A 12,236-nucleotide genomic window follows, 5' to 3' on the forward strand; every position below is an offset into this window, starting at 1 on the left:
CTATGGGCGCCGCCGAAAACAGCAGCACCGAAAGGTGTGGCGGCGCGGGAAGCCTTAGAACTTCTCTTTGCCGGACAAGTAGCGCCATTGCCCCACGGGCACTTTGCCGATGGACACGCCGCCGATGCGGATGCGGCGGATGGCGACGACCTTCAGGCCGACGGCCTGGCACAGCTGGGCGATGATGCCCGGTTGCGGGTTCTTCATGGCAAAGCGCAGGCGGTTTTCGTTCTGCCAGCTGGCCTTGACCGCCGGCAACTCCTTGCCCTTGTAGGTCAGGCCGTGATTCAGGCGGTTGAGGCCGTGAGCCACCATCTCGCCTTCAACCTCGACCACATACTCCTGCTCGATCTTGCTGGAGTCGGCGGTGAGTTTGCGCAGGATTTTCCAGTCCTGGGTGAACACCAGCAGACCGCTGGCGTTGGCCTGCAGGTCGGTGCTGGCGGTCAGTCGCAGGAAGTGCCCGCGCAAAGGGCGCTTGCCATAGCGGTGTTCTTCGCTCAGGGTCTCGGCACTGAGGGTGGCCATGGCGGTGTCCGCGTCCATGCCGGCGGGCACATTGAGCAGCAGGGTCACCGGTTCCGGCGCAGTGGCCTTGGCTTCTGGATCAAGCTCGACTTTCTGGGTGCCGACCTTGAATTGCGGTTCGTCGATGACCTCGCCGTCGACGGTGACCCAGCCGCCCTCGATGAACAGCTCAGCCTCCCGACGGGAACAGCCGACGAGTTCGATGAGGCGTTTGGAGAGACGAATCGGGTCAGTCATGTCAGGGCCGTAACAAAAAGGGGGTAGGCATTGTACCTGCCTGGCGCCGGTTAATCCCGGAACCATTTTGCCGCAGGGGCTTTTAGTGGGAGCGAGCCCGCTCGCGAAAGCGGTGGGCCAGCGAGCATTGATGGCGACTGACACTCCGCCTTCGCGAGCAGGCTCGCTCCCACAGTTGATCTGTAGTGTGTCAGCCCTGTTGTGAAAGCTTCTGGTTTTGGCGCAAACGCATGTGCAGCAACGGATACGGCTGGCCCATGCCATCGACTTCCGAGCGACCGATGACCTCGAAACCTTGCTTGAAGTAAAAGCCGAGGGCTTGCGGGTTCTGTTCGTTGACGTCCAGTTCGTCGGCGTTCAGGTGCTCCAGGGCATAGCGCAACAATTTTTTACCCAGGCCCTGGCCCCGGTGGTCAGGGTCGATGAAGAGCATTTCGACCTTGCCGGCCGCGACGCCAGCGAACCCGGTGATACGTTGGTTAGAATCCTTGGTGCAGATCAACATCACCGCATCGAGATAACGGGTCAACACCAGGTTCTTCAGCAGTTCGATGTAGCTGTCGGGCAGAAAGTCGTGGGTGGCGCGTACCGAGGCCTCCCAGACCCGGGTCAATTCTTCGTAGTCGCTGAATTTCGGCGTTTGGATGACCGAATGCTGACGCATGCCTGTCTGCCCCCTGATGCGTGAGTGATGTGAGTCCGTTCAATCTCAAACGATAGCCGTAAAAAAGCCCCGCATCTCGTCATGAGAGCGGGGCTTTGCGTATTTTTTGCGTTTAGATCTGTTCAGCCCACAGGTCGTATTCGTCGGCGTCGGTCACCTTGCACCAGACCTTGTCGCCCGGCTTGAGGTTGCTGCCGTTGTCGATGAATACGTTACCGTCGATTTCCGGGGCGTCAAAGAAGCAGCGACCCACCGCACCCTGCTCGTCGACTTCGTCGACCAGCACTTCGATCTCGCGGCCGATGCGCATTTGCAGGCGCGCCGAGCTGATGGCCTGCTGGTGCGCCATGAAGCGCTCCCAACGGTCCTGCTTGACGTCGTCCGGGACGACTTCCAGGTCCAGGTCATTGGCCGGTGCACCTTCTACCGGCGAGTACTGGAAGCAGCCGACGCGGTCGAGCTGGGCTTCGGTCAGCCAGTTCAGCAGGTACTGGAAGTCTTCTTCGGTTTCGCCAGGGAAGCCGACGATGAAGGTCGAACGGATGATCAGGTCCGGGCAGATTTCGCGCCAGTTCTTGATGCGCGCCAGGGTCTTGTCTTCGAAGGCCGGGCGTTTCATCGACTTCAGCACTTTCGGGCTGGCGTGCTGGAACGGGATGTCCAGGTACGGCAGGATCTTGCCGGCGGCCATCAGTGGGATCAGCTCGTCAACGTGCGGGTACGGGTAAACGTAGTGCAGGCGAACCCAGACGCCAAGGGTGCTCAGGGCTTCGCAAAGTTCGGTCATGCGGGTTTTCACCGGCGCGCCGTTCCAGAAACCGGTGCGGTATTTCACGTCGACGCCGTAGGCGCTGGTGTCCTGGGAGATCACCAGAAGCTCTTTGACGCCGGACTTGACCAGGCGCTGGGCCTCGTCGAGTACGTCGCCCACCGGACGGCTGACCAGCTTGCCGCGCATCGACGGGATGATGCAGAAGCTGCAGCTGTGGTTGCAGCCTTCGGAAATCTTCAGGTAGGCGTAGTGGCGCGGAGTCAGCTTGATGCCTTGTGGCGGCACCAGGTCGATCAGCGGGTTGTGATCCTGGCGTGGCGGCACGACTTCGTGCACGGCATTGACCACTTGCTCGTACTGCTGCGGACCGGTCACGGCCAGCACGCTCGGGTGTACGTCGCGGATGTTGCCTTCTTCGACGCCCATGCAGCCGGTCACGATGACCTTGCCGTTTTCCTTGATGGCTTCGCCGATCACTTCCAGGGACTCGGCCTTGGCCGAATCGATGAAGCCGCAGGTGTTAACCACCACGACGTCGGCGTCCTGGTAGGTGGACACGACGTCATAGCCTTCCATGCGCAGCTGGGTAAGGATGCGCTCGGAGTCGACCAGTGCTTTGGGGCAGCCCAGGGATACGAAGCCAACCTTTGGATTGGCTGACGCAGGAGTGGTGGACATGTCTAACCTCGGTGTTTTGTGACGCCTCGTGCCGAGTGCGGCAAGACGACGGACGGGCGCTTATTTGGCGCCTCTGATCAAAAAGTGCGCAATTCTAGCGATGGTAAGCGCACTTGACCAGCTTTATGCAGGGAAATACGACGAGTGCTGCGCTATGCTTCGCGCCGTTACGCTTTACTGTTTTTTTACAGTCAATAAAACGTCTGTAACGTGAAGTAAAACAGCGCATGCTGCACGACAAAGCATAGTGCTTCTTTCAAAGAAGCCCGAGTCTGGGTAGTAGGAGTGGTGGATGGGTCAGGCAAGTAGTCAGACTGCGGGCGCCGAGCATTCGGCGGTCAAGCCGATCGGCATGCTGGTCGCGGCAGTCGGGGTGGTTTATGGCGATATCGGCACCAGTCCGTTGTACACCCTTAAAGAAGTGTTTTCCGGAGGCTATGGCGTGCCGGTCAACCACGACGGGGTGCTGGGGATACTGGCACTCATTTTCTGGTCGCTGATCTGGGTCGTGTCGATCAAGTACATGATGTTTGTACTGCGCGCCGACAACCAGGGCGAGGGCGGGATCATGGCCTTGACCGCGCTGGCGCGGCGGGCGGCGGCGGGCCACGCGAAGTTGCGCACGTTGCTGGTGGTTTGCGGGTTGATCGGTGCGGCGCTGTTTTATGGCGACAGCATGATTACCCCGGCCATTTCCGTACTGTCGGCGATAGAAGGCCTGGGCCTGGCGTTCGAGGGCATCGACCACTGGGTAGTGCCGATATCACTGGTGGTGCTGGTCGCGCTGTTTCTGATCCAGAGCCATGGTACTGCGCGGATCGGCATTCTGTTCGGACCGATCATGGTTACCTGGTTCCTCGTACTGGGGGCACTGGGCGTCTATGGCATCAGCCAGCATCCGGAAGTCCTGCAAGCAATGAACCCGGTATGGGGTGTACGGTTCTTCATCGTCCATCCGGGCATGGGCGTGTCGATTCTCGGCGCCGTTGTACTCGCACTGACCGGTGCCGAAGCGCTGTATGCGGACATGGGCCACTTTGGCCGCAAGCCGATTGCCCGTGCGTGGTTCATCCTGGTGCTGCCGGCGCTGGTGCTGAATTACTTCGGCCAGGGCGCATTGTTACTGGGTGATCCGGAAGCCGCGCGCAACCCGTTCTATCTGCTGGCACCCAGCTGGGCATTGATCCCGCTGGTCGGCCTGTCGACCCTGGCCACGGTGATTGCCTCGCAAGCGGTGATTTCCGGAGCATTCTCCCTGACCCGTCAGGCGATCCAGCTCGGTTACATTCCGCGCATGCACATCCGGCACACCTCCAGTGCCGAGCAGGGCCAGATCTACATCGGCGCGGTGAACTGGGCGCTGATGGTCGGCGTGGTGCTGTTGGTGCTGGGTTTCGAATCCTCCGGAGCCCTGGCCTCGGCTTACGGTGTGGCCGTGACCGGGACCATGCTGATGACCAGCATCCTGGTGTCCGCGGTGATCCTGCTGCTGTGGAAATGGCCACCGGTGCTTGTGGTTCCGATCCTGTTGGGTTTCCTGTTGGTAGACGGTGTGTACTTCGCCGCCAACGTGCCGAAAATCGTTCAGGGCGGTGCATTTCCGGTGATCGCCGGTTTCGCCCTGTTTGTGCTGATGACCACCTGGAAACGCGGCAAGCAGTTGCTGGTGGAGCGTATCGATGAGGGTGGGTTGCCGCTGCCGATCTTCATCAGCAGCATCGCCGTGCAACCACCCCATCGTGTTCAGGGCACCGCCGTGTTCCTCACCGCGCGACCGGATGCCGTGCCCCACGCGCTGTTGCACAACTTGCTGCATAACCAGGTGCTGCACGAGCAAGTGGTGCTGCTGACAGTCGTCTACGAAGACATCCCGCGGGTGCCGCCATCACGACGGTTCGAGGTCGATGCCTACGGCGAAGGTTTCTTCCGGGTGATCCTGCATTTCGGCTTCATCGACGAACCGGACGTGCCGCAGGCGTTGAAGCTGTGTCATCTCGATGAACTGAACTTCAGCCCGATGCGCACCACGTACTTCCTCAGCCGTGAAACGGTCATCGCCTCCAAGCTCGAAGGCATGTCGCGCTGGCGTGAGGCACTGTTTGCGTTCATGTTGCAGAACGCCAACGGCAACCTGCGTTTCTTCAATCTGCCGCTGAACCGGGTGATTGAGCTGGGTACTCAGGTGGAGATGTAAGGCTTCCTGTAGGAGCGAGCTTGCTCGCGATGAACCTGAGATCACCACTGGGTGTCAGGTGTTCAGCGTTATCGTTGAAGACCATCGCGAGCAGGCTCGCTCCTACAGGGATTTGTGGCGTTGAATGAAAAAGCCCCCGCTATCGTGAGATGGCGGGGGCTTTTTTCGGCTGGCTCAGATCACTCTGTAGCAGCCGTTTCCTTAGGCTGACGCTTCTCGATCACATCCACCAGGCGCTTGGCCAGGGCCGGGTAGTTCTCGTCGAAGTGGTGGCCGCCTGGCAATTTGATGGCTTCGCCTACCGCCGTCTTGTCGGTGCAGCCGCTCTCGTCGGTTTCTTCTTCACCGTAGATGCACACCACTTTGGCGGCTGGCAGCTTGGCCATTTCCGGGCCGGTGGCGGCTTCTTTACCGGCGTTGCCCAGCCAGCCTTCGACTTCGATCTCGAAGCTGCCGGTACGGGCAAAGGCCAGCAGGATGATCGCGTCGACGCGTTGCTGCTCGGACTCGGCCAGGCGGTTGTAGATCGCCGGCAGGACATCGGCGCCGAACGAGTAACCGGTGAGGATGAAGCGCTTGGTGCCCCATTTTTGCCGGTAGTGCTGCATCAGTTCAGCCAGGTCCAGCGCGCTTTGCTCCGGGCTCTTGTGCTGCCAGTAGTAGCGCAGGGTATCGATGCCGACTACCGGGTAGCCGATCTTGGCCATCTCGCCCGCCACATCGCGGTCGAGATCGCGCCAGCCGCCGTCACCGGACAGGAACAGGGTCACGGTGTCCCTGGCCTGACCGGCTGGCACTTCGACCACCGGGATCTGCAGGCCGCCAGCGGCCTTGTCGCCACCGACGAGGATTTTACGCAGTTCGTTGTTCAGCACTTGCGGCAGGTTGATGTCGTAGTCGCTGATGCTGGTTTCGGCGTTCGGTTGATCACGCACGAAGCCGGCACTGGTGTCGTCCGGGTTGTCGTTCCACGCGACCAGCCAGTGACCGTGGGCAGCGCTTTTTGGCAGCAGGTGAGTGCAGCCGCCCTTTTCCAGGGCCAGGTCGACCGAGACGGCCTGGGCCTGGTCATTCTTCTGCTCGGACAACCAGCGCCAGGCCAGCACGGCACCCGGGCCGATACCGCTGACCAGGGTCGCCGGGCCTTTGAGTTCTCTGAGGCCCGATTGCAGGGCGCGGCTTTGCAGCAGGCAGTCCTTAGGCAGGATCACCTGGACGATTTGCGCCGAGCCACTGCGGCTCAGGGTCATCAACTGCTTGTCGCTGAGTTTCTGGTCTTCGTTGACCGCCACCAGCACCTGGGCGCGAGGCGTAGTGCCGGGGATGATACGGGTCATCGCCGCACCATCGGCCGGGCTAAGCAATTCGAGGGTCGGTTCCGGTGCCGGGCGTTTCAGGTACCAGTAACCGCCACCGAGAATCAGGGCCACTATTACCAGTGTGCCCAATACATACCGCAAGGAGCGTTGAATCATCAGCGTTTCACCAATCCGGTCAAGCCGCCCGCGATCAGGGCAGCAGTGTCGGCCAGCGCAACCAGCGGATCGAGTCCGGCGGGCACGGCCATATAGCGGGGTTCCCAATCAGGCTGGAACTTGTCTTTGAAGCGGCGCAAGCCTTGGAAGTTGTACAGCTGCTCACCACGGCGGAATACCATCGAGCCCAGGCGCTGGGTCAAGGGGGCGCCGCGACGGGGTTGCAATCCCGACAACGGCACCATGCCCAGGCTGAAACGCGCGTATCCATGATTTTTATAATGCTGGATCAGGCCGACCATCATGAACTCCATGGTCAGCTTCGGGGCATCCGGATGCGCGCGCATCAGGTCGAGGCTGGCCAGGTCGTGGCCGTAGGTCTCGAGCAAGTTGGCGAACGCGACCGGGCGTCCTTCGAAACGAATCACCGCGATGCGGAAATACTTGAGGTAGTCATCGCTGAAGCGACCCAGCGAAAAACCTTTCTCCCGGACGTTCTTGCCGGTCAGCCAGGCATCGGAAATCACCTTGAGCTCATCCATCGGCGCGTGGCCCGGCTCAAAGATTTCCAGCGACAAACCGTCGCGGGTGCCGCGGTTCCAAGTGTAGCGCAGGTCCTTCATCTCCTTGCCCTTGGCTTCGAGATCAAACCGCTTGAGATCGACCCGGGCTTCTTCGCCGAGCTTGATCGCGGTCAGACCGATGTCCATGTAGTAGGGCAGGTTTTCTGCGCGCACCTGATAGAACACGGGGCGGGCGTGGTGGATGTCGCACAGGTCGCGGAACTGCCAGATCATTTCCGCCCGTTGCTGGCCCGGGCCGATAGGGTCATACAGCGCCACCAGGCTGCGGCCACGACGGGCGTACATCAGGAACGCTTCGTCATTGGGGTGGAACAGCAGCGCCTTGTCGCCGGTCAGGGCCAGGCCGCCATCCGGTTGGGCCGATGCCATGAGGATCTTGCTGGCGCGCTCGAGTTCCTCGGACGTCGGCAAGTGAATGACCGGACGCGCGGTGCGCAGCAACCAGGTCAGCGACACCACCACCAGCAGCACGGCAGCCCCGAGCAGCGAACGCAGGCCGCGAGGGGCATCGGCGTCCAGAGTGAACTGCCACCAGAGCTGGTGGCTGTACGGAACGTCCTGGTAGGCGAACAGCAGCAACCAGATCGACGCACCGAGCACGCACAGGCTGGCTACCAGGTACAGCGGCGAGAACGGTACTTCGGTCAGGCGGCTGGGGCGATAGAACGAGCGGCGGAATACCCCGAGCAAGCTCGCCGTCAGCACCATCAGGCTGGCTTCTTCCCAGTCGAAGCCTTTGAGCAGTGAGAGCAGGGCGCCGACCAGCAACAGAATGGTGGTCAGCATCCACGCAGCCGACAGCCGGCGACGCAGCCCCTGGGCCAGCAACAGACAAAGAACGCCAACCAGACTGGCGCCAAAGTGCGAAGCGTCGACCAGTCGATGGGGGATCAGAAAACCGATGTGTTCCAGGCGGGTATCGATTTCCGGGGTGGCCCCGGAGAACAGCAGGACGACACCGGACAGGAATACCAGCACCGCCAGAATCGGAGCGGCCAGGCCTGAGGCCGCGCGCAGTGTCTGGCGTGTCTGGAACAGGCGCTGACCTTCGTTGATCAGCAACAGCAGGCAGGCCACCAGCAAGGGCAGGACCACATAGATCAAGCGATAAAGCAGCAGGGCGGCCGCCAGTGGCGCAGCACCCAGGGTGTCGGAAAACGCCGCCAGCAAGATCGCCTCGAACACCCCGACGCCGCCCGGCACATGGCTGAGCACGCCGGCGGCCAGGGCCAGCAGGTAAACCAGAAGGAACGCACCGAAGGGCGGCGTTTCCGGCAGCAACAGGTAGAGCACGGTCGCGGCGGCGGCTACGTCCAGGGCGGTGATGATCAATTGCAGGAACGTCAGGCGGCTCCCGGGCAAGCGCAAGGTGCGGCGCCCGACCTTGACCAGCAGATTATCAGGATAAGGCTGTTCCGGCAGCCGACGACGGTAGATGCCGATGGTTAGCACCGAAAACAGCACGAGCACGGCGCTTGCCACCACGCCCAGCAACGTCTCGGAGAGCCCCAGGGCGGTGGACGCGGCCGGCAGGTCGCTGAGTGTCGCCAGGGCGGCCAGCGGCGGCAGGGCGCAACCCAGCGAGAGGCTGGCGAACAGTGTCATGCGGGCGACTTCAGCCGCTCCGACACCATGACGGGCATAGAGGCGATAGCGTACCGAACCGCCAGACAGCATTGAAAGACCGATGGCGTTGCCGATGGCAAAGGCCGTGAAGCCGCCCATTGCCAGCGTGCGCGGCGCCAGGCTCACGCCGGCATAGCGGCTGGCGGACCATTCATAGCCGAGCAGAATGATGAAACCCACCACCGTTGCGGCCAAGGCGCCCATCAAGGCAGGTTGTGGAACTTCGAGGATCGAATCGTGCAGCGCGTAAAGGTCGAGTTCGCTCAACAGGTGGCGACAGGCAATCAGCGCGATCGCGAACAACAGCAGGGTGACCGCCAGGCCAATGGGTTGACGGTACTTGCTCACCAGATCGAGCAGGCGTAGACGCTCAGCCTTGATCGGTTGTGTCGCTGTGACAGTGTCTTGTGAATCAGACGAGTTGGCGCGCATCAATCACCTCTTGGATTGTGCGCGACAGGATGGGGGTATCCAGCCAAGTTACCAATCCCTGTAGAAAAAAATAATCACAAATATTAACGCCTATCACCGGACAGCGGGGACGGCGCGACATCGGTCGTGAAGGCTTCAGCCTGCGATAGAGCATAGTCTGAACCCGGCGCATGGGTGATCCCCCAAACGGCTTGCTACACAGTGACAGATCATTGTTGCGAAAGGACTTTTTCAACAGATACAAAAAAGGCCACTCTTTCGAGTAGCCTTTTTTGATGTTTGGTTGCGGGAGCCGGATTTGAACCGACGACCTTCGGGTTATGAGCCCGACGAGCTACCAGACTGCTCCATCCCGCGTCTGTGTGGCGGCATTCTATAGAGATACGCCGGGGTGTCAACCGTTAATCCTGAAGCAGGTCAAATAAACGTTGAATCGCGGCAAACGGTCGCAGCCTTGGCCTAAGTTTCGGAATCAGAACGATTTCTGCTTTCTGCTCGATTCAGTAGTTGGCTGGTTTCGGTGCCTGGTGTTGTAAAACAAGCGCGCACAAAAAAGGCCACTCTTTCGAGTAGCCTTTTTTGATGTTTGGTTGCGGGAGCCGGATTTGAACCGACGACCTTCGGGTTATGAGCCCGACGAGCTACCAGACTGCTCCATCCCGCGTCTGTGTGGCTGCATTCTATAGAGATACGTCGGGGTGTCAACCTTCAATTCGGATAAAACCTGTTTTGCTTCAATCGGTTAGCTTGCGCAAGGGCGGGGTTGTCAGGCTGTGAGGCAGGTGGGGCAAGGCCTGCGGCTCTATCGTGAGTGTTTTTTCGATTGAAAAAATAAATTCAGCAACGACGTTTCCCACGAGTCGAAAAGAACATTCAGACTACTGGTGCTATATACAGGTGTCGGTGAGATACTGCATATCCGTCATACCAAGACGCCTTTTCCTTGCCATGAACACTGCTTTGCCATGACTCAGCGAAAGATCATCCACGTCGATTGTGATTGTTTCTACGCCGCCATTGAGATGCGTGATGACCCGCGCCTGGCCGGCAAGCCATTGGCGGTGGGCGGGTCGGCGGATCGGCGCGGGGTGATCGCCACCTGCAACTATGAGGCGCGAGCGTACGGGGTGCGTTCGGCCATGTCCTCCGGGCATGCCTTGAAACTGTGCCCGGACCTGATCATCGTCAAGCCACGCATGGATGCCTATAGAGAAGCGTCCAGGGAAATTCATACGATCTTTCGCGATTACACCGAGATCATCGAGCCGCTTTCGCTCGATGAGGCGTACCTCGATGTGTCGGACAGCGCGCATTTCGCGGGCAGTGCGACGCGAATCGCTCAGGACATCCGGCGCCGGGTCTCCAATCAGTTGCATATCACTGTGTCGGCGGGTGTGGCGCCGAACAAGTTTCTGGCGAAGATCGCCAGTGACTGGAAAAAACCCAATGGTCTGTTCGTCATTACTCCGGACCAGGTCGATGACTTTGTCAGTGGCTTACCGGTGAGCAAGTTGCACGGGGTTGGCAAAGTCACCGCCGACAAGCTCGGCAAGCTGGGTATCTCCAATTGCCTGCAGTTGCGCGAATGGGACAAGTTGGCGCTGGTGCGTGAGTTCGGCAGCTTTGGCGAGCGGCTCTGGGGGCTGGCTCGTGGGATCGATGACCGTGTGGTGCATAACGACAGTCGCCGTCAGTCGATCAGTGTTGAAAACACCTACGACGTTGACCTGCCGGACCTGAAGAGTTGCCTGGACAAGTTGCCCGAGCTGCTGGAGACCCTGGCCGGCCGCATGGCGCGGATCGACAGCAGTTATCGTCCGGGCAAGCCATTCGTCAAAGTGAAGTTCCACGATTTCACCCAGACGACTTTGGAGCAGGCCGGGGCAGGGCGGGATCTGGGAAGTTATCAGTTGATGCTGACCCAGGCCTTCAATCGCGGCGGTAAACCGGTGCGGCTGTTGGGGGTGGGGGTGCGCCTGGAGGACTTGCGGGGCGGGTTCGAGCAGATGGAGTTGTTTGAGCGGTAGTCAGGTGATGAATGTGAGGGGCCTTAGCGAATCTATTAGCGAAGGCTTCCGGCTTTTAGTTCAGCCCCGGATTCGCCACCAGTCGTTCGCCATTGCGGGCCAGCGACTTGAGGAATTCGCTCTGCAATTCGGGATCATTGCGTGTCAGTTCGATCAGGCTCTGTTCCAGCTCACTGGCTTCCTCTTCAAGACCCAGTTCCGACAGGCGCTTGACCCGGTGTACCCACTGGCTCACCTCATCACCTTCGAGGTCGTCGTAAATCAGGCCGTGGGCCTCATAGAGCTTGCTGCGCAGGTTGCTGCTGATGGCCAGAGTGGAATCGCTGTGCACGTTGCCCTGGGCATCCTCGACACGGATCAGCAACCGGCTCAGATGGTTGATGTCATTTTCAGCGAACGGGCTGTCCAGCAGATTCAGGCGCAGCACGCCGTTTTTGTCGGTGGTCAGCTCGAAGGTTTCCTTGCCGGCCTTGACCTCGACCGGACGCTCGCTCCAGGGCAGGCTTGAGTACTCCGTGCGTTTGTCGCGCTGGACCTCGCCAATGCCGGCCAGGTTTTGCTGCGCACGGCCGTGGGACTGCACGTTCATGAACGGATTGAGCCCGGCAAAACCGTAGCTCAGCCAGTCCTTGGTCACGCTGTCCGGCAGATTGCCGAGGGCAAACACATTGACCACGTTGGCACCGATGCCCGCCACTACAGCCACCGCGCCCAGCGGGATTTCGTAGATCTCCCGCCAGGGTTGGTATGGCGTATAGCGGTCGTAGTAACGCGTGACTTCGTACTCGGTGACTTCGAACGTCTTCTGCTCGTGAATTTTCACCCGCCGTTGCGGCAGCTCAAGCACCTTGGGCTCACCGACATCGATCTGCAGGCTGTGATCGAGCAATTTGCGCTCGACACGTTCCTCTTGCTCGCTGCGTTGTGACATGTGGTTGGCACAGCCGCTGACCAGCAGGGTGCCGCACAAGGCGGCACCACCGAGGCCTAAGGTGTTTCGCTTGAACATGACGCCTCTA

8 protein-coding genes and 2 tRNA genes are annotated in these 12,236 nt (G+C 60.3%); 2 read left to right on the forward strand and 8 right to left on the reverse strand.

Annotated features, from left to right (window positions below):
• Window positions 1-54 precede the first annotated feature (54 nt).
• The 3 genes from ACEN8E_RS05495 to rimO all read right to left on the reverse strand — a co-directional run bounded on the left by ACEN8E_RS05495 (window position 55) and on the right by rimO (window position 2,879).
• On the reverse strand, window positions 55-765 hold the full coding sequence (locus ACEN8E_RS05495) for an rRNA pseudouridine synthase (RefSeq protein ID WP_495591745.1): 711 nt from the start codon (window positions 763-765) through the stop codon (window positions 55-57).
• Window positions 766-955: 190 nt separating this feature from the next.
• Window positions 956-1,429 carry a GNAT family N-acetyltransferase gene (locus ACEN8E_RS05500; RefSeq protein ID WP_495591746.1) on the reverse strand — a complete coding sequence of 158 codons (474 nt, stop codon included), beginning with the start codon at window positions 1,427-1,429 and terminating at the stop codon, window positions 956-958.
• A 112-nt stretch (window positions 1,430-1,541) separates the two neighbouring features.
• A complete protein-coding gene (rimO, locus tag ACEN8E_RS05505) occupies window positions 1,542-2,879 on the reverse strand; it encodes a 30S ribosomal protein S12 methylthiotransferase RimO (RefSeq protein ID WP_007971167.1) in 1,338 nt (445 codons plus the stop codon).
• A gap of 292 nt (window positions 2,880-3,171) precedes the next feature.
• On the opposite strand from rimO, the gene ACEN8E_RS05510 reads away from it, so the two are divergent.
• Window positions 3,172-5,073 carry a potassium transporter Kup gene (locus ACEN8E_RS05510; RefSeq protein ID WP_495591747.1) on the forward strand — a complete coding sequence of 634 codons (1,902 nt, stop codon included), beginning with the start codon at window positions 3,172-3,174 and terminating at the stop codon, window positions 5,071-5,073.
• A 179-nt stretch (window positions 5,074-5,252) separates the two neighbouring features.
• On the opposite strand, the gene ACEN8E_RS05515 is transcribed toward ACEN8E_RS05510, so the two are convergent.
• The 4 genes from ACEN8E_RS05515 to ACEN8E_RS05530 all read right to left on the reverse strand — a co-directional run bounded on the left by ACEN8E_RS05515 (window position 5,253) and on the right by ACEN8E_RS05530 (window position 9,854).
• The gene (locus ACEN8E_RS05515; protein WP_495591748.1) at window positions 5,253-6,548 is read right to left on the reverse strand and encodes a virulence factor family protein; all 1,296 of its coding nucleotides are present in this window, start codon (window positions 6,546-6,548) and stop codon (window positions 5,253-5,255) included.
• Window positions 6,548-9,190 (reverse strand): bifunctional lysylphosphatidylglycerol flippase/synthetase MprF, encoded by a 2,643-nt coding sequence (gene mprF / locus ACEN8E_RS05520; protein ID WP_495591749.1) that lies wholly within the window; start codon window positions 9,188-9,190, stop codon window positions 6,548-6,550. Before mprF ends, ACEN8E_RS05515 begins: the two co-directional genes overlap by 1 nt.
• Before the next feature lie 280 nt (window positions 9,191-9,470).
• Window positions 9,471-9,547, reverse strand: a tRNA-Met gene (locus ACEN8E_RS05525).
• Window positions 9,548-9,777: 230 nt separating this feature from the next.
• A tRNA-Met gene (locus ACEN8E_RS05530) sits at window positions 9,778-9,854 on the reverse strand.
• A gap of 301 nt (window positions 9,855-10,155) precedes the next feature.
• On the opposite strand from ACEN8E_RS05530, the gene dinB reads away from it, so the two are divergent.
• Complete coding sequence (gene dinB, locus ACEN8E_RS05535) at window positions 10,156-11,217, forward strand: DNA polymerase IV (RefSeq protein ID WP_495591750.1); 1,062 nt, start codon at window positions 10,156-10,158, stop codon at window positions 11,215-11,217.
• A 55-nt stretch (window positions 11,218-11,272) separates the two neighbouring features.
• Here the strand turns inward: dinB and ACEN8E_RS05540 are convergent, their stop codons facing one another.
• On the reverse strand, window positions 11,273-12,226 hold the full coding sequence (locus ACEN8E_RS05540; protein ID WP_495591751.1) for a hypothetical protein: 954 nt from the start codon (window positions 12,224-12,226) through the stop codon (window positions 11,273-11,275).
• Between the last annotated feature and the right edge of the window lie 10 nt (window positions 12,227-12,236).

It is taken from the genome of Pseudomonas sp. Pseusp9 (genome assembly GCF_059491265.1).

Coding starts and splice junctions, on each gene's coding strand:
- ACEN8E_RS05495 (WP_495591745.1), bottom strand. CDS start 765: ATGACTGACCCGATTCGTCTCTCCAAACGCCTCATCGAACTCGTCGGC.
- ACEN8E_RS05500 (WP_495591746.1), bottom strand. CDS start 1,429: ATGCGTCAGCATTCGGTCATCCAAACGCCGAAATTCAGCGACTACGAA.
- rimO (WP_007971167.1), bottom strand. CDS start 2,879: ATGTCCACCACTCCTGCGTCAGCCAATCCAAAGGTTGGCTTCGTATCC.
- ACEN8E_RS05510 (WP_495591747.1), top strand. CDS start 3,172: ATGGGTCAGGCAAGTAGTCAGACTGCGGGCGCCGAGCATTCGGCGGTC.
- ACEN8E_RS05515 (WP_495591748.1), bottom strand. CDS start 6,548: ATGATTCAACGCTCCTTGCGGTATGTATTGGGCACACTGGTAATAGTG.
- mprF (WP_495591749.1), bottom strand. CDS start 9,190: ATGCGCGCCAACTCGTCTGATTCACAAGACACTGTCACAGCGACACAA.
- dinB (WP_495591750.1), top strand. CDS start 10,156: ATGACTCAGCGAAAGATCATCCACGTCGATTGTGATTGTTTCTACGCC.
- ACEN8E_RS05540 (WP_495591751.1), bottom strand. CDS start 12,226: ATGTTCAAGCGAAACACCTTAGGCCTCGGTGGTGCCGCCTTGTGCGGC.